The organism is Phyllobacterium sp. K27, from assembly GCF_054796155.1.
This window is the reverse complement of record NZ_CM139240.1, coordinates 2,820,257-2,843,340: the sequence shown is the minus strand read 5'-3', so window position 1 is coordinate 2,843,340 and position 23,084 is coordinate 2,820,257. Positions and strand designations below refer to the sequence as shown.

General features: G+C 54.0%; 21 protein-coding genes and 1 tRNA gene. 10 read left to right on the top strand and 12 right to left on the bottom strand.

All coding sequences use genetic code 11. The annotated features are described in order from the left end of the window. Positions 1 to 129: 129 nt before the first annotated feature. Together ACYJL1_RS14150 and ACYJL1_RS14145 are read right to left on the bottom strand one after the other, a co-directional pair. On the bottom strand, positions 130 to 3,348 hold the full coding sequence (locus ACYJL1_RS14150) for an efflux RND transporter permease subunit (protein ID WP_460895979.1): 3,219 nt from the start codon (positions 3,346 to 3,348) through the stop codon (positions 130 to 132). 121 nt (positions 3,349 to 3,469) lie between these two features. After that, the gene (locus tag ACYJL1_RS14145; RefSeq protein WP_460895978.1) at positions 3,470 to 4,690 is read right to left on the bottom strand and encodes an efflux RND transporter periplasmic adaptor subunit; all 1,221 of its coding nucleotides are present in this window, start codon (positions 4,688 to 4,690) and stop codon (positions 3,470 to 3,472) included. 181 nt (positions 4,691 to 4,871) lie between these two features. Between ACYJL1_RS14145 and ACYJL1_RS14140 the strand changes: the two genes are divergently transcribed. Beyond that, the gene (locus tag ACYJL1_RS14140) at positions 4,872 to 5,459 is read left to right on the top strand and encodes a TetR/AcrR family transcriptional regulator (protein WP_460895977.1); all 588 of its coding nucleotides are present in this window, start codon (positions 4,872 to 4,874) and stop codon (positions 5,457 to 5,459) included. Positions 5,460 to 5,681: 222 nt separating this feature from the next. On the opposite strand, the gene ACYJL1_RS14135 is transcribed toward ACYJL1_RS14140, so the two are convergent. Next, on the bottom strand, positions 5,682 to 5,843 hold the full coding sequence (locus ACYJL1_RS14135; RefSeq protein ID WP_460895976.1) for a hypothetical protein: 162 nt from the start codon (positions 5,841 to 5,843) through the stop codon (positions 5,682 to 5,684). A gap of 168 nt (positions 5,844 to 6,011) precedes the next feature. Then, positions 6,012 to 6,386, bottom strand: coding sequence for a hypothetical protein (locus ACYJL1_RS14130; RefSeq protein ID WP_460895975.1), 375 nt, complete (start codon positions 6,384 to 6,386; stop codon positions 6,012 to 6,014). Positions 6,387 to 6,553: 167 nt separating this feature from the next. On the opposite strand from ACYJL1_RS14130, the gene ACYJL1_RS14125 reads away from it, so the two are divergent. The 3 genes from ACYJL1_RS14125 (at position 6,554) to dapA (ending at position 7,983) form a co-directional block, all read left to right on the top strand. Continuing rightward, positions 6,554 to 6,645 (top strand) — tRNA-Ser (locus ACYJL1_RS14125). 161 nt (positions 6,646 to 6,806) lie between these two features. After that, a complete protein-coding gene (locus ACYJL1_RS14120; RefSeq protein WP_460895974.1) occupies positions 6,807 to 6,944 on the top strand; it encodes a hypothetical protein in 138 nt (45 codons plus the stop codon). A 97-nt stretch (positions 6,945 to 7,041) separates the two neighbouring features. Beyond that, positions 7,042 to 7,983: a 4-hydroxy-tetrahydrodipicolinate synthase gene (gene dapA, locus ACYJL1_RS14115; protein ID WP_460895973.1), complete on the top strand. Its 942-nt coding sequence runs from the start codon at positions 7,042 to 7,044 to the stop codon at positions 7,981 to 7,983. Between the two features lie 323 nt (positions 7,984 to 8,306). Here dapA and ACYJL1_RS14110 read toward each other — a convergent pair whose 3' ends face one another. Continuing rightward, entirely contained in the window at positions 8,307 to 9,176 is an 870-nt protein-coding gene (locus tag ACYJL1_RS14110; protein ID WP_460895972.1) for a LysR family transcriptional regulator, read from the bottom strand. A gap of 112 nt (positions 9,177 to 9,288) precedes the next feature. On the opposite strand from ACYJL1_RS14110, the gene ampC reads away from it, so the two are divergent. Further along, positions 9,289 to 10,452 (top strand): class C beta-lactamase, encoded by a 1,164-nt coding sequence (gene ampC / locus ACYJL1_RS14105; protein ID WP_460895971.1) that lies wholly within the window; start codon positions 9,289 to 9,291, stop codon positions 10,450 to 10,452. 309 nt (positions 10,453 to 10,761) lie between these two features. Here the strand turns inward: ampC and ACYJL1_RS14100 are convergent, their stop codons facing one another. Then, the gene (locus ACYJL1_RS14100; RefSeq protein ID WP_460895970.1) at positions 10,762 to 11,121 is read right to left on the bottom strand and encodes a VOC family protein; all 360 of its coding nucleotides are present in this window, start codon (positions 11,119 to 11,121) and stop codon (positions 10,762 to 10,764) included. A 341-nt stretch (positions 11,122 to 11,462) separates the two neighbouring features. Between ACYJL1_RS14100 and ACYJL1_RS14095 the strand changes: the two genes are divergently transcribed. Then, on the top strand, positions 11,463 to 12,209 hold the full coding sequence (locus tag ACYJL1_RS14095) for a L,D-transpeptidase (RefSeq protein WP_460895969.1): 747 nt from the start codon (positions 11,463 to 11,465) through the stop codon (positions 12,207 to 12,209). A 220-nt stretch (positions 12,210 to 12,429) separates the two neighbouring features. Here ACYJL1_RS14095 and ACYJL1_RS14090 read toward each other — a convergent pair whose 3' ends face one another. Beyond that, on the bottom strand, positions 12,430 to 12,663 hold the full coding sequence (locus tag ACYJL1_RS14090) for a hypothetical protein (RefSeq protein ID WP_460895968.1): 234 nt from the start codon (positions 12,661 to 12,663) through the stop codon (positions 12,430 to 12,432). 131 nt (positions 12,664 to 12,794) lie between these two features. Between ACYJL1_RS14090 and ACYJL1_RS14085 the strand changes: the two genes are divergently transcribed. Continuing rightward, on the top strand, positions 12,795 to 13,751 hold the full coding sequence (locus ACYJL1_RS14085; RefSeq protein WP_460895967.1) for an IS481 family transposase: 957 nt from the start codon (positions 12,795 to 12,797) through the stop codon (positions 13,749 to 13,751). 55 nt (positions 13,752 to 13,806) lie between these two features. Here the strand turns inward: ACYJL1_RS14085 and ACYJL1_RS14080 are convergent, their stop codons facing one another. The 3 genes from ACYJL1_RS14080 to ACYJL1_RS14070 form a co-directional block, all read right to left on the bottom strand. Further along, positions 13,807 to 14,751, bottom strand: a complete 945-nt coding sequence (locus tag ACYJL1_RS14080) for a tyrosine-type recombinase/integrase (RefSeq protein WP_460895966.1) — start codon at positions 14,749 to 14,751, stop codon at positions 13,807 to 13,809. 387 nt (positions 14,752 to 15,138) lie between these two features. Then, positions 15,139 to 16,152, bottom strand: coding sequence for a porin (locus ACYJL1_RS14075; RefSeq protein WP_460895965.1), 1,014 nt, complete (start codon positions 16,150 to 16,152; stop codon positions 15,139 to 15,141). Positions 16,153 to 16,212: 60 nt separating this feature from the next. Continuing rightward, positions 16,213 to 16,542, bottom strand: coding sequence for a DMT family transporter (locus ACYJL1_RS14070; protein WP_460895964.1), 330 nt, complete (start codon positions 16,540 to 16,542; stop codon positions 16,213 to 16,215). Positions 16,543 to 17,004: 462 nt separating this feature from the next. Here ACYJL1_RS14070 and ACYJL1_RS14065 point away from each other — a divergent pair, with 462 nt between their 5' ends. The 3 genes from ACYJL1_RS14065 (at position 17,005) to ACYJL1_RS14055 (ending at position 19,742) form a co-directional block, all read left to right on the top strand. Further along, positions 17,005 to 18,069: a porin gene (locus tag ACYJL1_RS14065; protein ID WP_460895963.1), complete on the top strand. Its 1,065-nt coding sequence runs from the start codon at positions 17,005 to 17,007 to the stop codon at positions 18,067 to 18,069. Positions 18,070 to 18,221: 152 nt separating this feature from the next. Further along, entirely contained in the window at positions 18,222 to 18,884 is a 663-nt protein-coding gene (locus ACYJL1_RS14060; protein ID WP_460895962.1) for a BON domain-containing protein, read from the top strand. A gap of 255 nt (positions 18,885 to 19,139) precedes the next feature. Next, positions 19,140 to 19,742 (top strand): hypothetical protein, encoded by a 603-nt coding sequence (locus ACYJL1_RS14055; protein ID WP_460895961.1) that lies wholly within the window; start codon positions 19,140 to 19,142, stop codon positions 19,740 to 19,742. 233 nt (positions 19,743 to 19,975) lie between these two features. On the opposite strand, the gene ACYJL1_RS14050 is transcribed toward ACYJL1_RS14055, so the two are convergent. Continuing rightward, positions 19,976 to 20,866 carry an alpha/beta fold hydrolase gene (locus ACYJL1_RS14050; RefSeq protein ID WP_460895960.1) on the bottom strand — a complete coding sequence of 297 codons (891 nt, stop codon included), beginning with the start codon at positions 20,864 to 20,866 and terminating at the stop codon, positions 19,976 to 19,978. 16 nt (positions 20,867 to 20,882) lie between these two features. Continuing rightward, positions 20,883 to 22,976 carry a lytic transglycosylase domain-containing protein gene (locus tag ACYJL1_RS14045; RefSeq protein WP_460895959.1) on the bottom strand — a complete coding sequence of 698 codons (2,094 nt, stop codon included), beginning with the start codon at positions 22,974 to 22,976 and terminating at the stop codon, positions 20,883 to 20,885. Positions 22,977 to 23,084 lie beyond the last annotated feature (108 nt).

Below are 23,084 nucleotides of genomic sequence, written 5' to 3'. Positions count from 1 at the left end.
CGGAAAAACAACTTCCAGTGGCAGTCTCGTGGTCTTGATGAAATTCCCAATGGAATAAATGCCGTTGTTCCAAAGGTTTAGTGGAAGTGGCGCAGGCAAATAAATTTATCTGCGCCACCGTATATTTTGTTACTCAGCCGGGGTTGCGGCGGGCGCAGGTGCGCCCGAATCGTGGCCGGAATCGCCGTCAAACGTGCTGGCATGATGGCTCTTGAGCGGGCGATTGCCCGTCATCGCGCGAACCAGAATATAGAACACCGGCGTCAGAAACAGGCCGAACAGCGTCACACCGATCATGCCGGCAAACACCGCCACGCCCATTGCGCTACGCATCTCGGCGCCCGCACCTGTCGAGGTGACCAGCGGCACGACGCCCATGATGAAGGCCAGCGAAGTCATCAGGATCGGTCGCAAACGCAGGCGGCTTGCCTCGATCACCGCCTTGAATGGCGTGGACCCCGCAAACTCCAGTTCCCGCGCAAACTCCACAATCAGAATGGCATTTTTGGCCGACAGTCCCACAAGCACAATCAGCCCGATCTGCGTAAAGACGTTATTGTCTCCGCCAGTCAGCCAGACACCGGTGAGGGCGGCAAGCAGTCCGAGTGGCACGATCATGATGATCGAAAGCGGCAGCGACAGGCTTTCATACTGGGCGGCGAGAACCAGAAACACCAGAAGGATCGATAGCGGGAAGATCAGATAGGCCGAATTACCCGCGATGATTTCCTGGTAGGTCAGTTCCGTCCATTCAAAGCCGATGCCCGCGGGCAAAGTTTCTGCTGCAATCCTTTCCACGGCAGCGCGAGCCTGACCGGAAGAAAAGCCCGGAGCAGCATTACCGTTCACGTCGGCGGCAAGAAAGCCGTTATAACGCTGGGCGCGGTCTGGTCCGGCCGTTGAGGTCACTTTAATCAGCGCCGAAAGCGGGATCATTTCGCCCGATCCGGAGCGGACTTTCAGATCGCCAATATCTTCTGCCTTGGCGCGGAAATTCGACTCCGCCTGCATGCGGACGGAATAGGTGCGCCCGAATTTGTTGAAGTCGTTGACATAGACCGAACCCAGATAGATTTGCAGCGTATTAAAAATCTCCGGCAGCGATACGTTGAGCTGGCGCGCCTTGGCGCGGTCAACATCGGCGTAAAGCTGTGGCACGTTGATCTGGTAGCTGGTGAACAGTCCGGTCAATTCCGGTGCTGTTGCTGCCTTGGCAAGGAAGCCCTTGGTTGCAGCGTCCAGCGCCTCATAGCCGAGACCATTGCGATCTTCGATCTGAAGCTTGAAACCGCCGATAGAACCAAGACCCTGAACCGGGGGAGGCGGGAACACCGCACTGAAGGATTCCTGAATACCGGCAAGCTTCTGGTTGAGCTGCATGGCGATGGCGCCAGCACTCAGTTCAGGTGTTTTCCGCTCCTCAAATGGTTTCAGCGAGACGAAAACCACACCGGCATTCGAACTATTGGTAAATCCGGCGATTGACAGGCCGGGGAAGGCGATCGTGCTTTCCACGCCCGGAATCGACAGAGCCATATCGCCGATACGGCGGACAACAGATTCCGTCCGGTCAAGCGTTGCGCCATCCGGCAATTGGGTGAAGCCAACCAGATATTGCTTGTCCTGTGGCGGTACAAAGCCACCCGGCACCGTACGGAACATCAGCGCCGTTGCGCCAATGAGCACAAGATAGATGCCCATCATGACAGTTTTGCGCGAAATCACGCCGCGTACACCCTTGCTGTAGCCGTTTGCGCCGCGCGTAAACACGGAGTTGAAGCCACGGAACAGCCAGCCAAGCGTTTTGTCCATAAACCGCGTCAAAGCATCTTTCGGCTGGTCGTGTCCTTTGAGCAGCAAGGCCGCAAGAGCAGGAGAGAGCGTCAGCGAGTTGAACGCGGAAATGACTGTAGAGATGGCAATTGTCAGCGCGAACTGGCGGTAAAACTGCCCTGTCAGACCGGTGATGAAGGCAAGGGGAACGAATACGGCAACCAGCACGAGTGCAATCGCAATGATTGGCCCGGAAACTTCCCGCATGGCCTGAATGGTTGCGGCACGCGGCGCCAGTCCGTTTTCAATATTTCGCTCGACGTTTTCCACCACCACGATGGCATCATCGACCACAATACCAATGGCCAGAACCAGACCGAACAGGCTCAGTGCATTGATGGAAAAGCCGAACAGATGCATGACGGCGAACGTACCGACAATCGATACAGGAACCGCAATAAGCGGGATGATCGAAGCGCGCCATGTCTGCAAAAACAGAATGACCACGAGAACAACCAGCAGGACGGCCTCAAGCAAAGTATGCACAACGGCCTCGATGGAGGCACGAACAAACTGCGTCGTATCGTAGACGATCTTGTAGTCCACGCCTTCCGGCATGGTCAGCTTGGCTTCTTCCATGGCAGCTCGAACCTGATCGGCGATCTGGATCGCATTGGAGCCGGGGGCCTGGAAGACCGGGACAGCCACTGCCGATTTATTATCGAGCAGGGAACGCAGTGAATATTGTGCTGAACCCAACTCGATTCGGGCAATGTCCCGCAAATGTGTAATCGCGCCGTTTGGCGCGGTTTTGACGATGATCTGGCCAAACTCTTCTTCGGTGGCCAAGCGGCCCTGCGCATTGACCGAGAGTTGCAGATTGACGTCATTCCCGTTTGGAGAAGCACCAATTGTTCCTGCTGCTGCCTGCACATTCTGGGCTCTGATCTCGCTCAGCACGTCAGTTGCAGAAAGCCCGAGTTCCGCGGTCTTTTGCGGATCAAGCCAGATACGCATGGAATAATCGCCTGATCCAAACAGCTGCACATCGCCAACACCGTCAATACGCGCAAGGCGATCCTTGATGTTGATCAGGGCATAATTGCGCAGATAGGTAATGTCGTAGCGATCATTGGGCGAAATCAGATTGACCACCAGCATCAGGTCTGGTGAGCTTTTCACCGTGGTGATGCCGAGCGCCCGCACTTCTTCCGGCAGGCGGGCTTCCGCCTGTGAAACGCGGTTTTGGACCAGCTGCTGTGCCTTGTCCGGGTCGGTGCCCAGAGCGAAAGTCACGGTCAGCGTCAACTGGCCATCCGATGTCGCCTGACTGCCCATATAGAGCATGCCTTCAACACCATTGATGGATTCTTCCATCGGCGTTGCAACCGTTTCCGCAATGACCTTGGGATTCGCGCCCGGATATTGTGCCCGCACCACGATGGATGGCGGAACCACGTCCGGATATTCGGAAACCGGCATTGTCGTCAGCGCGATGAGGCCGCCGAGGAAAATGATGAAGGACAGGACCCCCGCAAAGACCGGGCGATCAATAAAGAAGTTGGAGATATTCATAGCGATTCCGCCTGCCGATGAGCGCGCAAGGCCAAAAACCGTTCTCGGTTTTTGGCCGGTCTGCACGCATTTCAAATACCGCCATGCCGTGCCTCAATCTAAGCACACGGCGCAGCAGGTCTTATTGTTTGACGTTGGCCTGTTCGGCCTGCGCCTGTAACTGGTTGGATGCATTGGCGCCCATTGCCACCATTTCCGGTGCGACAAGCGAACCTGGCCGTATGCGCTGCAATCCGTTGACCACAACCTTGTCTTGCGCCTGCAATCCAGATGTCACGATCCGAAGCCCATCAGCTATGCCACCCAGTGAAATCTCGCGGTATTCAGCGACATTTTCCGGGTTTACCACCATCACAAACTTCTTGCTCTGGTCGGTGCCGACAGCTTTCTCATCCACCAGCAATTCCTGCCGTTCCGTTGCCTGACCCATGCGGATCTTGGCGAACTGACCCGGCATCAAACGACCATTGCTGTTGTCGAAAACGGCGCGTACTTCGACTGTGCCGCTGGTTGTTTCAACGCTGTTATTGATAAGCTGGAGCTTGCCTTCAATATCAGTCTTGTCCTGTACATCCATCTGAACAGGGATGCGATCAACGAAATCGCGGCTGTTCAGTCCTTCAGGCAGGTCAGCCAAAGCACTGGCAACGACATTTTCATCGGCTTCAAAGCTTGCATAGATAGGACTGATCGAGACCAGCGAGGTCAGCAAAGGCGCAGCCGGACCAGCGGCGATCAGATTGCCCTGCGTAATCTCGATACGTCCGACGCGCCCGCTGATCGGTGCGCGAATATCCGTATATTCCAGGTTGAGCGTTGCTGTCTTGAGCACTGCACGGGCAGCTTCAAGGTCAGCCAGCGCGCCAGCCTCTACGTTCTTGCGTTGATCGAAGTCACTCTGTGAAACAGTGCGGGAATCAATCAGGCGCTTGCCGCGTTCCAGCTCGTTTCTGGCAAAGGCCAGTCGCGATTCAGCCGCGCTGACTTGCGCCTTTGCCCGTGCAACCTCCGCCTCATAGGGCGCCGGGTCTATCTTGACGAGAAGATCGCCTTGTTTGACGACCGAGCCTTCCTTGAAGTGAATCGATTGCACAGCGCCTGCAACGCGGGAACGTACATCGACCTGATCAACAGCTTCTAGGCGGCCGGAGAATTCGTTCCACTGGCTGACAAGCTTGGGCTGTACCAATGCAACTGAAACGGGTGTTGCCTGCACGGGTGCCTGTTGCTCGCCTTCGGCATGGCTTTTGCTAAAGTCGAATAATTGGGAGCCGCCGGCCACGCCAAGCGCCAGAATAAGGCCGCCAATGGCGAGATTTCTTTTGAGTGTGCTGATTGACATGGTGGTCATCCTGCTTGAACTTTTCACCATTTGGGAGGACGGTGAACGGGAATCCGGTTAGCCGAATTCTTCATTGACGTTCCATACCGATCGGTATAGAAGGGTGATATAAGGCTGCGGCACAGCAGCTGTCAATGGAATTTTATACCGAACGGTATAATTCTTTTAGGGAGTATAGTCCATGGGACGCCCGAGGGAATTTGATGCGGACGATGCTCTGCAGACAGCCTTGGAATTGTTCTGGCGCAAGGGTTATGAAGGTACGTCAATCACTGATCTGACTGACGGCATGGGTATAACCAAGCCAAGTCTTTATGGCACCTTTGGCAATAAGGAAGAGCTTTTTCGTATGGCGCTTGAGCGCTATGAGCAGAATTATATGGCTTTCTTCTGGAAAGCTCTGGAGCAACCTGATGCGCGCTCGGTAGCGCGCGATGTGCTGTTCGGCTTCGCCAATGCGCAAACCTGTGATTGCAACCCCAGCGGATGCCTTGGAATAAATGCCGCGATGGGATGCAGCGAGGCCGCCGAGGCAGTTCAGAAAACCATTATTGAACGACGACAGATTGGCCAGAAGGCTTTGACGCGGCGGTTCGAACGCGCAAAGCGCGAGGGCGATCTGCCTTCTGATAGCAATCCGGAAGATCTGGCCCGATATATCCTTACAGTATCACAGGGAACTGCGGTTCAGGCTGCAAGCGGCATAGGGCGTGGAGAAATTCATCGTCTTGTCGATATCGCCATGCGGTCTTGGCCGGGATCGAATTAGGGGTAGTTTGCCTCATTATAGTTCGTGCAAATACGTATCTGCAATATCCGGCTCTTGGAGCCCCACCAATACCAGCCGCTACCTCTCCGTCATCCTCGGTCCTCGGGTTTTACCCGAGAATTGAACCGAGGATCCAAAACCTCCCTTAGAAAATCGTAAAAATAAAAAGCCCCGCTGACGGATATCCGTGCGGGGCTTTTAAAAGTCTGATGAGATGCAGTTTTACTGATGCTGCTCTTTTAATGGAACCTTGCGTCGAGGAGCCAAATTTTCCATCGGCTGCTCTTCAACGGCAGGCGTCTTTTCGGCAATCGCCTGACGCAGCATTTGCCACTCTCTTTCGTGACGAAGATAAATGTCCTGAGGAACAGTAGGTGTCGTCATCTGCAATCTCCCATTGAGGTATCTAGCCCCTATAATGTTCAGATAGGATGCTGGTTCCCGATTCTCAATTCAAGATTTGCGACTTTCATTTACACTCCGCATAGTTGCAAAAACCGCCTATGTGGCGCAGGAAAATTACAAAAAACAGCCGAATTTTTACCCGAAAAATCAAGGCTGTTTTTTCAATCGATTTAGCGATTCATAGCCGATCCGGACTTTTTCAGCGAGCGTTAGCAGCTTGTCTTTACAGGTCTTCGAATCAAGGTCGGTGGGTTGCTTTGGCGATGCGATAACCTCTTTGAGCCAGCCGCGCACGGTCCGGTCAGCCTCTTCAGATGACTTGCCAATAGCTCTAAGCACAGTTTCGCTGCTTTCAATGGCGGAATAGTGCGGCTCACGTCCAAGCGCTGCCTGACATTGGTAGGAAGTCACCACCAAGGCCTTGGCATCCGCTGTCACCTGATCCGTGCTGCCTCCTGTTGTTGTGCATGCGCAAATGCCCGTCAGAAGCAGCACCATTGCGATCTTGCCTGAAAATCTCATACCATCCCCCATCCACAAGTGCAGGCTATTCATCTGATCGGGCGATGTCGAGGGACGAGACAAATTTGCTCTGTTCAAAACCCATTGCAGTGCAGGATTTCGATTTTTGAGGAGCATTTGAACAAAACCCTTGCCAACAATGGGTTTCATCTTTAGTCAGCGTCCTCGGAGAGGTGGCCGAGTGGTCGAAGGCGCTCCCCTGCTAAGGGAGTAGACCCGTTAAACGGTCTCGAGGGTTCGAATCCCTTCCTCTCCGCCACTGACTTCGATGAAGAAATGATTTTCGCGTTCTCCATTGAGTGCGATCCTGCCAATTGCAGCAATATTTATAGTTTCCTTACAGTCTGAACCCCAACTCAGCATCGAAACCCAATTCTTATTTTTCTATTTTCATCCTGTGACCAAAATGGAGTTCACAGCATGAATATATTCTTCCGAACAGGGCGATCACGCTCTGTCGCTCCGTCCCGCTTCTGGTTGCATGCCGCAACGTTTCTGACCCTTGCGGTTTTGCTCGCGGCGGCAGTGAGCCTGCGTTTGCATTTGCATCTGCTTTAGGCGTTCCGGATCAATCCCACCCATCAACAAATTCACATTTTCAATCGGTTGCTACTGACCGGCTGCGGCCGGTTCGATTGCCCGATGAGAGGAAATCATGAATCAGCTTCGCAATCATCGCTTCGGCGGTCTTATCACGGCGCTTGTTACCCCGTTCAAAGACAATGCGGTCGACTATCCTGCGCTTGAAAATCTGGTTGAATGGCAAATCCAATCAGGCGTGGATGGCTTGGTGGTCTGTGGAACAACGGGGGAGGCGCCAACCTTGCATTGGGACGAACGCCTCAAGATCATTAAAGCTTGCGTTTCCAAGGCGAAGGGACGGATATCGATCATTGTCGGCACTGGCACCAACAGTACAGACTTGACAGTATCTCATACTTGTTCTGCTGCTGCCTGCGGTGCAGATGCCACCTTGATTGTGACGCCTTATTATAACCGGCCAAGTCAGGAGGGCATTGCCCGGCATTTCGAAGCCGTGGCCGCCAGCACGCAATTGCCGATTATCGCCTATACGGTCCCTTCGAGAACGGGGGTGGAGCTTACGATCAATACGCTGGATCGCCTCGCTCAAATCCCGTCAATCATCGGCATCAAAGACGCTACCGGCAATGAGAAAGGCGCAGAGCAGCTCAGATGTATTTTCGAAGATCGTTTTTTGCTGCTGTCTGGCAGCGACGAAACCGCATGTACTTTCAACCTGTCCGGCGGCGATGGGTTCATCTCCGTAATCTCGAATGTGCTGCCGCATATATATGTGGCTCTGCGCGATGCCTGCCGACAAAACGATTGGGCAACTGCCGCCTATATCGACAAAAAGCTACAACCGATCTACCGGGCCTTCGCAGTGGACACCAATCCATGTCCCGTGAAATATGCTTTGAAGCATCGCCGCGGAATAAGCGATGATGTCCGGCTCCCGCTTGTTCCAGTGAACGCGGATACGGCGGCGAACATCCGGCAGGCGTTGGATCATATGGGTTCGAACGGCGGTAAGCCGGACTGCCTGTCTTCGCCGACATTGGCTTGGCGTGTCTGACCAATCATCCGATCAACAGGACTGCCGGCTCGATCCGGCGTGTAGCAGATGAAACACTTCATTGATGATACTCCGAAATTGACCGGAAATTGCCGGTTTCTCGTTGGCCGGAATCTTGCTGGCGATTGGATCGTTTGCGATCGGAAAAAACGGGTGGGCGGCATCTTCGTCGATCAAGGCTCAGCCATTCACTTTGCAGAAAGTGAAACAAACCGGGAGCCCGGTTTGGTATGGTGCGTGGGCGAAGAAGCTTGTCTTCTCGCCGATCCTTGGGAAGATCTGAATCACTGATTTGAGCTTAAGGGGTTGCGAAAGATCGCCCTTTAAACCTGCCCTGTGATCCATCCGGAAAATGCTTCCATTGCCGGGGTGGGGAGGCGTGATTGCAGCCGCGTCAGCCAATAGCTTCCAAGTGAAATCGAAGTCTGGAAAGGCTGGCTGATTGCGCCGGATGAAAGTTGCCGCGAAAACATTGAGGGTGGGGCAAGGGCAATGCCGATTCCCTGCATCGCAGCCTCCATCATGGCAAGCGATGAATCGAACACGATGCCCTTGCTGACTTGCGGCGAGGCAGCAACGCCAGCCGCTTCAAACCATCGGCTCCATTCATCCTTGCGGTAGCTTCGCAACAGAGGTTGATTGGCGATATCTGCCGGTTCGTGCAATTTATCTGCCAGCTCCGGAATGCAAAGTGGTGATAATGGCGCCTCGAAAAGGCGGGTGGCCTCTGTTCCATGCCAGGAGCCGTCACCAAATCTGATGGCAAAATCCAGCCCTTCCGCCGCTGTATCGACACGATTATTGTTGGTTGAAAGACGCACATCCACAAAGGGAAATTGCCGCTGGAAGTCCGGCAATCGAGGCAGCAGCCAGCCCACGGCAAATGTTCCCACAGCGCCAAGAAAAAGCAGCTCACGCACATGGCCGCCCTCTATCCGTTCAAGCGTATTGGCCAACTGGTCAAAAGAGCCAGTCACGACGGGCAGGAGCGCTTCGCCCTCGGCGGTGATCTTCAACCCCCGTGGAAGACGCTGGAACAGCTGCACGCCAAGCCGCGTTTCAAGGCTTTTTACCTGTTGGCTGACGGCCGCTTGCGTCACATAAAGCTCGATAGCTGCCCGCGTGAAGCTCAGGTGCCTTGCAGAGGCTTCGAAGGCGCGAAGACCATTCAGGGGAAGAAAGGGACGAACCATGGATGACCTAGTTTTTCTAATATCTGACACCAGATATCATCGTTTGTCTTGAGATTACAGTGCCAATAGACATTTTCCCGGTAGCGATAACCGAGACAAGGAATTTAAAACGATGACACTGAAAACTGCTGCGGTTCTGACAGCCTCTCTTTTTGTCACCTGTGCATCTGTCACACTCAGCCACGCCGCGGATGATGCAAACAGGATTAAATCTCTTGTGGATGCCGCAATCCGCCCCGTTATGGAAAAGTACAAGATTCCGGGCATGGCGATTGGTGTGATTGCCGGCGGAAAATCCTACACTTTCAACTACGGTCTGGCATCGAAGCAACCCGCCAGGCCTGTAACAGCCAGCACCATTTTTGAAGTGGGTTCGATCAGCAAGACATTCACGACGACGCTTGCATCCTATGCACAGGCCAACGGCCAGCTTTCCCTGTCAGATCCAGTCAGCAAATATCTGCCGCAGTTGCAGGGCACCGAATTTGGCAAGATTGAGCTGTATCATCTCGCTACCCATACGCCAGGGGGCTTTCCGTTGCAGGTGCCTGATAATGTCAAGAATGACGATCAGATGATGACTTACTTGAAAAACTGGAAGCCTGCTTATGAGCCCGGCACCACCCGGACCTATGCAAATCCGAGCATTGGCATGCTTGGCGTCATCACTGCAAAGGCCATGAAAAAAGACTTTGCTGCCCTTATGGAGGGGCAGTTATTTCCCGCTCTTGGTCTGACCAGTACCTATCTCAATGTACCCAAGAACAAGATGAAAGATTATGCGCAAGGCTATACGAGCAAGGACAAGCCCGCACGCGTCAGCAAAGCCGTGTTGGCTGCCGAAGCCTATGGAGTGAAAACCACAGCCAGGGATCTTGTTCGTTTCATGCAGGCGAATATGAACATGGTCAAGCTCGACGATAAGCTCCAACAGGCAATTGCCGACACGCATGAGGGCTACTTCAACATCGGTGCAATGACCCAGGATTTGTTATGGGAACAATATGCCTACCCCGTTGCATTGGATGATCTGAGGCAGGGTAATTCACGGGAGATTTCCTCAAAACCCGTGCCGGTTCAACAGATCAATCCGCCAATGCCACCGCGTGAGAATGTGTGGATCAACAAGACCGGCTCAACCAATGGTTTTGGTGCCTATGTGGCTTTCGTTCCTGAAAAGAAGATCGGCATCGTCATCCTCGCAAATAAATACTACCCGAATGAGGAGCGTATCAACGCTGCCTATGAGGTTTTGACCAAGCTTGCCAACCGGTAAGAATTGCTGATGCAATGCGCTGACCGGCCTGGGGTCGGTTAGCGTATTGCCGCCGCGCAGGCGGTGCCGTGAGGTGGAATCCCGACGGAGTGGAACGGGGTTGGAAGGTTGGAAGGCTGGAACGACAAGCCGGCAAGCGGATATCCCCATGCCGTGCATTTCATCATGGCGGTCCGTGGTCCAAAGATTGGCAGAATGTTGACTATGGCGAGATCTGGACCAAGAAGGCATTCTTGATTTCGAAGGGCCGGTAAAGCACGATCATGATCGGGTAGGGCAGTCGCCGTCAATATCTGCACGGCAATGCCATCACTCTTTTGTTGGTTCCCAGAGCTCGACGGGATTGCCTTCAGGATCGTAAATCCGGGCAAAGCGACCCACTTGCGAGTTCCACTCGGACCGCGTTTCCACCGCAATCCCGTTAGCCTCCAAGTTTGCTGTGAGTCCATCGAGATCATCGACCCGAAAGTTGATCATCCATTGCTGTTCTTTTCGCCCGAAATAATCGGTGCTCGCAGCAAATGGCCCAAAAATTGTCATCCCTGCCTCTTGCTGCCACACGGATTTGTGTAAATCATCAACTCCAAGATGCTTCTCATACCACTCGGCGAGGCGCGCCGGATCGGTTGCCCTGAAGAAAACACCGCCAATTCCAACAACCTTCGGCATGAGAAACTCCTGAATCGAGAACAGACAAAATGCCGGTGAAGGTGCTGAAATGCAACTTGAGCTTGGCTTGTTTTCTGAGATTCGTAATGTTGGGCATGGCGCATCTGCTGTTTGATTTATCGTAGGCGGGCATTGCCCCTCCGGCCGAAAACCGATGCGCCCTACAGCAGCAAACAGGAATGTTAGTGCAACATAATCGTCACTTCAAGTCGGCAGATAAAGTGTCAATGAAGCATGAATAGCTTTTGGTTCTGGTTTCGATCACATCTATATGTTTAGACATGGGGGACCCGACGCAACTATTTAGCGTTCGAATCTTTATCCCATAAACGTGTTGGAATATGACCAGATCCATTCAATTATCCCGCCGCACTTTTGTTTTCGGCTCCATGGCGACGAGCGCTGCGCTTGCCGGATGCACAACGACAGCGACAACGCAACGTGCTGAGATTGCGCCCGAACCGCGTCCCGTAAGGAAACCTTTGCCTACGGGGGTAGCACCCGCATCGGAACTCGAATTGCGTTATGCCGCGGTTCAAGATGGGGGACACTCTATTCCCGCGATACCCTATCAGCAGATGGATCCGAAATATTATCGTCAGCGCGTGACAGATCCCACCGGCGAGCCCGCAGGAACTGTGGTCGTCGATACAGTCGGGCGCTTCCTTTATCTGGTGGAGCCGGGCGGTACAGCCATGCGCTATGGCGTCGGCATCGGCCGCGATGGTTTTGCCTGGCAGGGGGAGGGGATTGTGCATTGGCGGCAGCATTGGCCGCGTTGGAAACCACCAGCGGATATGATTGCAAGACAACCGGAGCTTGCAAAATACTCCGTCGAAAATGGCGGAATGGAACCGGGCATCAAAAATCCGCTCGGTGCACGCGCACTTTACATTTTCCAGAACGGGCAGGACACGCTTTATCGCCTTCATGGATCGCCGCAATGGCGGTCGATTGGCAAGGCTACGTCGTCCGGCTGCGTGCGGTTGATCAATCAGGACGCGATCGATCTATACGACCGCGTACCCTATCACGCACGAATCGTCGTTCATCAATCTCCCCTTGGCGCGCCGCAAATTCAGGCTTGATAGGGAGTAATCCGCCAACAGGCAAAGCCAGTAATAGAGTGTGAGTGCGGCATCTCACAGTTTTTATTGCTGGGTCGTTTTTGGGTGATTGATCGGTCCGGTTGGCTTGCGGCATGGTGGGGGAGCACCCGGATAAGCCGACCGTCCGCGATGCACATCTATCTGTTCACCGGAAAATTTTGATTGCTGGGCCAACAGACGGGGTGGCTGGTGGCCTACGTCAAACAGGTCCGGCAATTTTAAATAGAAGCAAATCTGTTTCACGGACGACGAGATCAATCCACGCGGAAGGTGGCGAGGTCGATGTTTTTCCATCGGACGAAGCTGCCTGACAAAATGGGTGGCCGTCAGCCGGAAACCCAAAGGGCCGGGTGAATTCGAGCCAATTCCATCGGGCTTCAGTCTCGTCCGATGGGTAGACATCGCCCTCGCTAAATCCCTTGATCTTGTCCACGAATTCCCTCCGGCAGAATGACTCTATATAAACAAAACTTGCTCTAGGTGTGAGCTTTCAGGAGGTTGTCCATTCGGAGCGGATTTAGGAGACTGGAGTTACCACACCTCAGTTTTCCAGGATCGCTCCGAATGAACATTCATAAGAATGCCCGACTGACCCCGTTGCGTCGAGAGGAAATGGCTGTCGCGGTTCTTTGCGGTGCGCTGACCAAGGCAGAAGCCGGCCGCGTTTATGCCGTTTCGCTCAAGATCGTGTCGCGCTGGGTCAAACGCTTCGAACAGGGTGGGCGTGCCCAGATGATCGATCGCTCGTCGCGCCCGCAAAACAGTCCACAGCAGACAGATCAGGCGCTGGCGCAGCGTATCATCACGCTTCGCCGCCAGCGCCTGACTGGCAAGCACATTGCTCTCGAAACGGGCGTCTCGCCCGCTACCGTCAGCCGTATCCTGCGGCGCGCAAAGCTCTCGCGGATGAAGGACATTGAACCGGCCGAACCGGTGGTGCGCTACCAGTATAGTGAGCCAGGTGGCCTGATCCATCTCGATATCAAGCGGCTAGGCCGTTTCGAACGGGTCGGTCACCGCATCACCGGTGACCGCAAAGGGCAGAGCAACTCACGTGGTGTCGGCTGGGAATACGTTCACGTCTGCATCGACGACGCCTCCCGCATCGCCTTCACAGATATCTTGCCCGACGAGAAGGCCGTCAGCGCCATTGCCTTTCTCAAGGCGGCGGTCACCTACTACAAGCACCTCGGCGTCACCGTCACACGCGTCATGACCGACAACGGCTCATGCTACAAAGCCAAGGACTTTGCAAAGGCCTGCAAGGCGCTCGGTCTCAAGCATATCCGAACCAAACCCTATACGCCCCAAACCAACGGCAAGGCCGAACGCTTCATCCAGACAGCCTTGCGAGAATGGGCCTATGCACGTGCCTATCCTTCGTCAGAGCTCCGCAAAGCCCATCTCCCACAGTGGACGCATATGTACAATTGGCATCGCCCGCACGGCAGCCTAAAATCACAAACACCCATCAGTCGACTCAGTCTAAACTGGGACAACCTCTTGAGGCTCCACATCTAGAGCACGCATTCTAAATGATACCGATATGATGACGTGCCGTAAGTGCAGATGTCTCCTATCCGCGTTCCAATACAGCCACGCAAGAGTCCAGATCATTGGTTCCCAGATGGGCATAGCGCATGGTCATGGACAAGGTTTGATGGCCAAGCCAGATTTGCACACGCCTGATATCAATGCCGCCGCGCACCAGACGCGATGCGCAGGTGTGGCGCAGGATATGCGGAACGACCTGATCGTCGCTGCCAAGCCCGACTTCCGCCTTTGCTTCATTCCAGATTGCCCGGAACCGGACCTGATTGAGCATGGCGAAGGGGCCTTTTAGCCTGCCATGGGGAATAAGGACTGTTTCTTGTGCGCGGGCCGTAAGCGGGACTGTGCGGCTACGCCCTGATTTTGTCAGCCAGAATGTCGAGCGGGCATCCTGCAAATCATTCCATGAAAGGCCGATGGCCTCCCCAAGCCGGCACCCGGTATCAACGAGGAACACACTCAGCCGGTAGCTGTCTTCACAACGCGACCTCACAGCGGAGAACAGCCGCGATTCTTCTTCCGTCTCAAGGAATCGAATGCGGCCTTGCCGTTCCTTTTGTCGTCGAAATTCCGGCAGATTGTAGATATCGCCCATCTTTGACGCTTTCCGGAGCAGTTTGCTCAACGCCGCCATCTTTCGATTGATGGTCGCATTGCTATTGCCACGTTCGCGTAGGGTTCCAATCACAGAATCAAGCATGTCTTGCGTAAAGACACTGAAACGCTGACCACTCAATATTTCACCGATCTCCCCGAGGAACGAACGCACATTGGTCTTGTGTGAGCCTTCATCCCAAAGAATGCTGATATATTGGGCCGTCAAATCACCCAGAGAATACTCTTTGACCAGTCTTTGCGTGCCTTGGGCAGTGGAGGAATAGCTGAGATCATAATCAAAGCGGGTAGAGAAAGCGGATTTAAAAGCGGTTGCACGGGGTGGCGGGGCAACTGCCGCAGATGAAGTCGTCATGAAAATCGCGCTCTGGTCAATAAAACAGCAAACCGGGTAATATCTGCCAAGTTGTAGCTGTCTTCGCAAAAAGCGCAATCCGTGTGCCTATACCTCTTTAGGTCAATAGACTTTCGTCTGATAAAGCCATAACCGGCTATATCAAGTTTCAACCCAAAGGGTCTCTGTCCAACCATCTCTCATCTCCTCGGCCTACGACCGGTCTGGAATCCTTTCTTCGCTTAATGTCTGTGCGTCGCTGGTGCAGACCCGAACCACAACGGTTTGAAGAGGGCTCTTGCACCGTTCGAAATCGCGAACGCTGAAAATGGCTTGTTGATTTATAGTTTAAGAGAAAAAGCCAACGCCGGGAAAACCCGGCGTTGGTCGTTTTAGCTAATCAAAGGATTAGAAGTTGCGCTGGAAGCGGATGATGCCACCGAATGCGTCATCGGAACCCTTGGCATCCTTATAGTCGACTTCTGGTGTGATGACGAAGCCAGGAACGATCTCGTAGTTCACATTCAAAGATGCTGCGATGATATCTGCTTCATCATAGGCAAGCTGGGCATTAACTTTCGCCTTCTCGGAAACCTTGGCAGTCAGACCGCCCCAGATTGCGTAGTCGCCAGTCCATGTACCATAGTAGTTCTTGGCTTTCGCCTCAGACTGATAACCACCCATGACGAAACCGGAGAGCGTGTCTGTGAATGTTACGTCCAAACGCACCTTACCAGCGAATTCTTCAACCACTGAGTCGTAAGCAGCAACACCGGAGATACCGCCCCAGGCCTGTTCAAACTTCGCACCAGCAACAACGTGCGGCATGTAATCTGTGATCAGATGGTCTTTATCACCCTGTTCCAAGCCAATAATGGCGGAGAAGCCATTTCCAGCGGCGAACGTGTAGTTGGCCTGATTGGTCTTCTCACCAGCGTAATCGATCATGTCGTCATTGATGACGTTGCCGCCGCCGGTCCAGCTGCTGAATGCAGTATCGGTTACACCGATGCGGAAGCCACCAAGCTCGATATAGGCGTGCGGAAGACCAACGCTATCGGCACCTTCATCAACAGTGAATTCGGTTGCAATGTAGGACTTGAGTGTGCCGAGCTCGGTTTCCGAACGGGCATCAAAGCGTACGACGCCGCGTGAACGGTGCTTGTAGCTTTCGAATTCGCTGTCTCCATCGGTATTGCGACCCCAAAGATCGCCACCCTTTACGTCAACGCGTACATAGCCGTCGACCTTCAGGCAGGTTTCTGTGCCTGGCATATAGAAGAAGCCAGCGCCGTATGTGTCGCAAACGCGAACGTACTCAACCGGTTCCGGTTCTGCAACGACAACTGCGTCTGCAGCGCGTGCGCCTGATACTGCAACGAGGGCTGCAGCGGAGCCGAGAAGTAGGCTCTTGATGTTCATTTCTGACCTCCAGTCAAGATTCGCCGGAGGTGAGGCCCGAAAGCCTGTTTTTAACGGATTTCAGTGGCCGACTGAGCTGGAAAACAGATTGACGATCAAAACGCCGGCTACAATGAGCGTCAGGCCGATGATTGCCGCAAGATCAAGGGATTGCCGGAACCAGAACCAGCCAACGGCCGCGATCAAAACGATGCCAGCCCCGGACCAGATGGCGTAGACCACGCCGACGGGGATCGTCCTGATAGGGATTGAAAGCAGGTAGAACGCCGCGCCATAGCCAAAGATGCAAACAAGCGAGGGCAGCAGGCGGGTGAAGCCCTCAGCCTGTTTCAGCGCAGAGGTAGCGATAACTTCAAAGATTATGGCAGCAACGAGGTAAACATATGTCATGCGGGATCACCATTGAATGCATAGCATCGCAAATGCGCCTCAAAGAACGATTCGTCGCCTTGGAGAGATGGTTGGCAAATATGCCGGATAAAGGCTTGATTCGATTCAGTGACTCGCCTTGCATAGCACGGTAATGGCTGATTCCGCGTTCAGATGCCGTTCAAATACCGGCAGGAGCATGCGAATTTTATTAAAATTCCGGTTACCTATATTAATGAGTGGTAAAGATATTGAAGATCAAACGGCGATTTCGTGGCTTTTGTGCAACAGCCCCCGGTCATAGAGCTTGCACAAGGCCCGCCAAAGGACATTCGTGGTTGAAACGCGAGCGCTGGCGAGTATGGTCTGTCGAGAGGAAGGGCGTTACAGCATTTCTTCTTGCACTTAGGGGATGGGGACAGGTTGTCCTTCAGCCAAATTGGAATGCCCAGACCCATTTTTAACTTTGACTGGAGGTCAGAAATGAACATTAAGAGCCTACTTCTCGGCTCCGCTGCAGCCCTCGTTGCAGTATCAGGCGCACGCGCTGCAGACGCAGTTGTTGTCGCTGAACCAGAGCCTGTCGAATATGTTCGCGTTTGCGACACATACGGCGCTGGCTTCTTCTACATCCCAGGCACCGAAACCTGCTTGAAGATCAGCGGTTACGTTCGTTACGATGCAGTAGCTGGCGACGATCCATACAACGGCGTTGAGCTGGACACATGGGCGAAGCAGGCACGTGCTACTCTCCGTTTCGACGCTCGTAGCGAAACTGAGCTTGGCACACTGCGTTCTTACATCGAAGCTCGCTTCGATCATAAGGCATACGGTGGTAGCGATGAGCTGCGCGACACACTTGATAGTGATGCATACTACAGCAATGGCGGCTACATCTCACACGCCTTCATCGAACTCGGCGGTTTCCGCGTGGGTGTTTCCGACTCGCAGTATGAAACATGGACCAATGCAGCTGGTAACGTAATCTCTGATGACGTTATCGATTATGCTGGCGGCCGTACAAACCAGATGAGCTATACCTTTGCTGGCGGCAACGGTTTCTCTGCTATGGTCGGTTTGGACCAGGGTGACTCTTCTCACCTGATCGAAGACTACATGCCGCATGTTGTTGCTGGTGTGAAGTTCGAACAGGCTTGGGGCGGAGTTTCGCTGGTTGGTGGCTACGACTCAGTGGTTGAAGAATTCGCTGGCAAGCTGCGTTTGGACGTAAAGTTCACAGATACAGTTTCCGGTTTCGTCATGGGTGGTTATCAGTCTGACGATAAGGTCGACAACTACTACGGTGCATGGAACGGCGACTACGCAATCTGGGGCGGTCTGTCTGCCAAGGTTTCCGAGAAGGCAACTGTCAACGCACAGGCTGCTTACGAAGAACAGGGCACATTCGCTGCTGCTTTGAACGTGAACTACGAAATCGTACCAGGCTTCGTAATCACACCAGAAGTAAACTACGCTTCGTTTGACGAAAGCCGTGGTTCAGGCGACGACGCTTTCACAGGTATCGTACGTTTCCAGCGTAACTTCTAATCCTTCACTGGATTGGTTGATTGAAACCCGGCAGCGCAAGCTGCCGGGTTTTCTTTGTTTACTCGCGCAATTCCCCGGTTGCTGCATGTTGATATCGCTGTCCACATCGGGCAGAACATCGGTGCAATATGCTGGAAAGGACAAGGTTTGAGATGCGCGCCCTGAAAAGCTGGTTCTGGCCAGGCATTATTACCGTCGCGCTTTTGACCGTTCTTGCTGGATGGTTTCTCGCCGGTCCCATTGACGCCCGTATTACCGAAGCGGCCAACACAGCACTTGTAGCGCAAAACGACTGGGCCAGTGCCGAAGTGGACGGTCGTGATCTTATCTTGAAGGGCGTAGCGCCTTCTGAAGATGCGCTGGCAGATGCGCTGAATATCACCAGCAAAATTCCCGGCGTCCGAATTGTCGATAATCAGACCACACTTTTGACCTTGGCCGAACCTTTCTCCTTTGTCGTCACCAAGTCGGATGATGGAATCCTGCTTTCGGGCAATGTGCCCTATGGGGATACGCGGGCAAAAATCCTTGCCGCGGCAGAGCTTGCCATGCCCGGCATAGAAATTCTCGATGAGATGGCCGTGGCGCGGGGTGCTCCGCCGGCATTCTTGGAACTTGCGCAGTTTGCCTTGGGACAGGCCGCGCAATTGACCAATGGTGAAGTGGAAATCTCGGGAAAAACCTATACGATCAGAGGCACTGCGGCGAGTTCCGCCGATTATGCTGCTATCAATGATGCCTTGCAAAAACCGCTGCCGGGGGATGCGGCTTTAAGCGAGATCAAACTGGTCCCGCCAGCCGGTCAAGGTGGCTGATTGTTGGATACCGGGAGAGGGGCTTTATAAATGTTGTATTTGATTTCACAGCTATGGTTCTTCCTGCTGATCGCTGTTCTTGTTGGATTCTACGTCGGCTGGTCCACGCATGACGGTAAAATTAGAGCAATTCCAGGAAAAGTGTGAGCGGTTTTCCGTCCGGAATTGCGTAAAAACAAAGACTTGGAGCGTCGTTTTGAATCTATCAAAACGACGCTCCAATTGAGCAGATTTGAAAGCGGGAGATAATCGGCCATGGTGACCTTTATGCTTCAATCATTATTTCTCATCGCGGCGGCATTTGTGGTAGGCGCTATTTTGGGTAATATTCTCAAAAGGTTATCGCCGAAAAAGCCATCGAGTGCCGATGATTCGACCCGTGCGGCCGATGCACGGCTTGCGTCTCAGTCCACGCTGGTGGCAGTCAATGACGATGTTAAAAAGTCGGCCATTGAGGCTGCTGCGATGATTCCTCCGGCAGAGCCTGTTCCGCCAAGACCGGTCAAGACAGCGCAAGAACCGCCAAAAGCAAAGCCTCAATCTGCAACGCGCAATCCCCGCCAGAACGATAGCAATCGCCCCGCTCTGCTCAAGAAGGCCCGCCGCGGCAAACCCGACAAATTGATCGAGATTGACGGGATCGGCGCCAGCATTGAAGCCCGCCTCTTCGCCCTCGGCATATTCCATTATGACCAGATCGCTTCATGGTCCGTTGAGCAAGCCGATTGGGTCAGCACCGAAATCGGCTTTGCGGGCAGGGCGGTGCGTGAGAGTTGGGTAAAACAGGCAGGGGTGCTGGTGAAGAAGGTGCCCGAAAAACCCGCCAAAAAACCCGTGCGTGGTTCGACAAGCTCATAAAACTGAGCGCCGTAGCTGTTAGAATAAACAAAAATGCTGATGCCGATTATCTCTCCCCTTGTGGGAGAGAAGGCGATTTCAGCACCTTAGCTCTTGCTAAGTGCTAGAAATCGCAAGAGAGGGGGATTTGCTCCATCGAACTACCCCCTCACTTGGATTTTCCAAGGGTTTAGCAAAGAGGCTAAACCCAGGAAAATCCTTTCTCTCCCACAAAGGGGAGAGATAACCAGTGCTCAATCAGCACGCAAATCCACACCCGCCACAAACGCAGCAATCAATTCGGGCAGTTGCCCCGTTTCCAGAAACGGAGCATGGCCCTGTCCGGAAACATTGATGAACTGGAGAGCCGGGTGGCGGCGCATCATTTCATCGACTGTTTCCTGCGCCAGCAGCGTTGTGTTCTCGCCCCGGATCACCAGCAACGGCAAATCGTTCATGAGTTCAAACTGTGTCCATAGATCCGGGAGTTTGACACTGAAATCAATTCCTTCCAGTGTTTTCAACAGGTTGGGATCATAGTCAGAACGGATTGTGCCGTTTTCATCGCGATAGATGGCGCGGGCAAAACGGTTCCAGTCTGCATCAACAAGCGCGGGAAAAGCCTTGCCATGAACTGCTTTTTGCAGCGCGGCCGCCTGCTTCCAATCGGCCGGATTTTTCGATTGGGACAGATAATCGCTGATCTGCCGGAAGCCCTCTGAAACAATCTCAGGTCCGATATCGTTGAGGATCACACCCTTTAAGACTTGCGGCGCGATGGCCGCCAGCACGTGAATGATAAAACCGCCACGTGATGTACCCAGAAAAGCCGCTTGCTCTATATCCAAGGCCTTCAGCCCGGCCAGAACGTCGCCTGCTTCGATACGGATATTGTAGTTTTTCCACTCCGGGTCATAGGCGGATTGCCCGCGCCCGCGATAGTCGAATGTCACGACTTTGCGGGGTGAATCCGGATCATTGGCAAGTATCAGCGCCAATTCGTGAAAATCGCGGCTGTTGCGCGTCAGGCCGGGTAGGCAAACAAGCGGCAAATTTTCGGTTTGGACGGCAGGTTGGTAGAGGCGGGCGTAAAGTTTTAGCCCATCCGGCGCGTCGAAGAAGATTTCCCTGAAAGAACTGCTCAAACTACCAGCTCCAAAATCAGCCGCGACGACCCGCTGTCAGATCGCTTTCGATCTGTGCCTTGCCGGTAAGCCGAGCCTTGTAGACCTGATAGTTTTCCATGACCCGCTGCACGTAGTTGCGGGTTTCGGTATAGGGAATGCGCTCGATCCAGTCCACGACCTCATCTACCGATTTACCGCGCGGATCACCGTATCGAGCTTTCCATTGATTGGCACGGGTAGGACCGGCATTGTAACCAGCAAAGGTCAGTACATATGAGCCATCAAACTTGGCGATTTGTTCGCCAAGGAATTTTGCACCAAGCGTCGCATTATAGGCGGCATCGGTGGTCAGGCGTGCTTGCGAATAGTTCATGCCAGCGCGGGTTGCCACGCCCTTTGCCGTACCCGGCAAAAGTTGCAGCAGTCCGCGTGCCCCGGCACTGGATACAGCGCCCGGATTGAACTCGCTTTCCTGTCGTGCAATTGCATAGGCCAAGGCGGTGCCGGAGCCGGAAATATTAGCATTGCCGGGAATAGCCCCAATGGGATGCGAAAGAGCACCGACATCAATCCCGCGTTGTGCAGCAGCCTTGCCTACGCGCAAGGAGACGAAATGGTTGTTCTTGCGCTCGGCCATTACGGCGAGAAGTGCCAGTTCGCCGGGGCTGTCGATTTCCTGTGCCAGACTTGTGTAGAGCAGGGCAGCGCGGCTCTCATAGCCGGTTTCCTCAAGCCTTTGGATGGCGCGCACAGCTTCGCGTGCCGCAAAGCGATTACGTTCGGCATCGGTGGGCTTGGGATAGGGCAATTGCAGGTTGTTTTGTCCAAGCTTGGCCGCTGCCAGCTGCCCGTAAAATGTCGTGCCATAGCGCGAGGCGCGTGCATAATAGTCCCGGGCACTGCCAGCGCTTCCTTCTTCCGCCGCACGGCCCAGCCAATAATATGCGCGTGAAGCGGACATTGGCCGCGAGGAAATCTCGGCGATCCGGGCAAAATGACGATGCGCGGTTTTGGGGTCACGCAGCGCACGTAGCGCATACCATCCCGCATGAAATTCAGCGTCAGCGGCAGCTGTTGGCGTTTCTGCACTATGCATCGCAGCCACGCGGTATGCTCGCTTGGCATCGCCAATATCCAACAATTCGCGCGAGAGAACCCGGCGCTCCGTCCACCATGCATCGGGGTCAACCAGTGAGGCAGCATCGCGCGGGGCAGTGTTGATCACATCGGCTGCTTCCTTATACTTTTCCTGACGCCGCAAATACTGGGCTTTGATGAAAGTATAGGCTGCGTTGGATTTCCAGGAGCTATCGATCGCTGCAAACTTCTTTCCAGCATCAGGGGATTTTTGCAACACGGCGGCAAAGCCCTGATAGAGCGAGGAAGCATTGGCAAGCTTGGCGACGCGTCCAGCTGATTTGACCTTGCCTTCGTAAAGCATTGTCAGCATGCGTGTCAGATGATCCGAGCGCGGTATGACCTGCGAGAACTCTTTGAGAATCATCGCTTCCTGATTGTCGTCCAGCTTCTTGTTGCGCCAGAATGGCCCCAGCACAGTTTGAGCTGCGCGGACATTGCCATTGGCCACATGCGCACGCGCAAGAATAATGACGCCTTCGACGGTCTGCGGCGCGGTATTGCCGAAAGCCCTGATGACAACCGAAGGAGCGGGATTTTCCTTGTAGAGCGCCCGCTCGGAATTGTTGCGGAAGGTCGCCATGCCCGGCCAGCCTGGAAGCTCGGCGGCGGCATTGGCGATCTCGGAAGAGGGCAGACCCGGTGCATTTGAAAGCCCGATTGCCCATGTCAGAATGTGGCGATCAAGAGCCTGCGCAGGTAGCCCGTTGCGAATGCCCACAGCACGCTGCACATCGCCTGAAGCGATGGCGTCCAGGCCGCTTTTCAGACTTCCCGCGATGGCTGATGGCTTTGAGGGTTGAGCTATCCCGGCCGTCGTAACCGGGTCCGGATGGGTTATCGCCTGCATGGCCGGACTGGTGCGGGTTTGGGTCGGTGCAAAGGGACGCAGCGCGGGTGTCGGCACAGCATTTTGAGCATGGGCTGTCGTTACCGCCAGAGTGCAGGCGGATCCGAAAAGAACAAGACGCAAAACATAAGTTCTCAGCATACAGATGACCGGTTGTTAGAGATTGGATCCATGTCGATGGCCCCTGATCCAGAGACCTGCAAATCAGATAATAATGGCGGACGTATGAAAGCGAGATTAACGAAAGGT

Excerpts from the sequence above, each read along its gene's own strand:
- ACYJL1_RS14150 (WP_460895979.1), bottom strand. The coding sequence starts at position 3,348 with ATGAATATCTCCAACTTCTTTATTGATCGCCCGGTCTTTGCGGGGGTC.
- ACYJL1_RS14145 (WP_460895978.1), bottom strand. The coding sequence starts at position 4,690 with ATGTCAATCAGCACACTCAAAAGAAATCTCGCCATTGGCGGCCTTATT.
- ACYJL1_RS14140 (WP_460895977.1), top strand. The coding sequence starts at position 4,872 with ATGGGACGCCCGAGGGAATTTGATGCGGACGATGCTCTGCAGACAGCC.
- ACYJL1_RS14135 (WP_460895976.1), bottom strand. The coding sequence starts at position 5,843 with ATGACGACACCTACTGTTCCTCAGGACATTTATCTTCGTCACGAAAGA.
- ACYJL1_RS14130 (WP_460895975.1), bottom strand. The coding sequence starts at position 6,386 with ATGAGATTTTCAGGCAAGATCGCAATGGTGCTGCTTCTGACGGGCATT.
- ACYJL1_RS14120 (WP_460895974.1), top strand. The coding sequence starts at position 6,807 with ATGAATATATTCTTCCGAACAGGGCGATCACGCTCTGTCGCTCCGTCC.
- dapA (WP_460895973.1), top strand. The coding sequence starts at position 7,042 with ATGAATCAGCTTCGCAATCATCGCTTCGGCGGTCTTATCACGGCGCTT.
- ACYJL1_RS14110 (WP_460895972.1), bottom strand. The coding sequence starts at position 9,176 with ATGGTTCGTCCCTTTCTTCCCCTGAATGGTCTTCGCGCCTTCGAAGCC.
- ampC (WP_460895971.1), top strand. The coding sequence starts at position 9,289 with ATGACACTGAAAACTGCTGCGGTTCTGACAGCCTCTCTTTTTGTCACC.
- ACYJL1_RS14100 (WP_460895970.1), bottom strand. The coding sequence starts at position 11,121 with ATGCCGAAGGTTGTTGGAATTGGCGGTGTTTTCTTCAGGGCAACCGAT.
- ACYJL1_RS14095 (WP_460895969.1), top strand. The coding sequence starts at position 11,463 with ATGACCAGATCCATTCAATTATCCCGCCGCACTTTTGTTTTCGGCTCC.
- ACYJL1_RS14085 (WP_460895967.1), top strand. The coding sequence starts at position 12,795 with ATGAACATTCATAAGAATGCCCGACTGACCCCGTTGCGTCGAGAGGAA.
- ACYJL1_RS14080 (WP_460895966.1), bottom strand. The coding sequence starts at position 14,751 with ATGACGACTTCATCTGCGGCAGTTGCCCCGCCACCCCGTGCAACCGCT.
- ACYJL1_RS14075 (WP_460895965.1), bottom strand. The coding sequence starts at position 16,152 with ATGAACATCAAGAGCCTACTTCTCGGCTCCGCTGCAGCCCTCGTTGCA.
- ACYJL1_RS14070 (WP_460895964.1), bottom strand. The coding sequence starts at position 16,542 with ATGACATATGTTTACCTCGTTGCTGCCATAATCTTTGAAGTTATCGCT.
- ACYJL1_RS14065 (WP_460895963.1), top strand. The coding sequence starts at position 17,005 with ATGAACATTAAGAGCCTACTTCTCGGCTCCGCTGCAGCCCTCGTTGCA.
- ACYJL1_RS14060 (WP_460895962.1), top strand. The coding sequence starts at position 18,222 with ATGCGCGCCCTGAAAAGCTGGTTCTGGCCAGGCATTATTACCGTCGCG.
- ACYJL1_RS14055 (WP_460895961.1), top strand. The coding sequence starts at position 19,140 with ATGGTGACCTTTATGCTTCAATCATTATTTCTCATCGCGGCGGCATTT.
- ACYJL1_RS14045 (WP_460895959.1), bottom strand. The coding sequence starts at position 22,976 with ATGCTGAGAACTTATGTTTTGCGTCTTGTTCTTTTCGGATCCGCCTGC.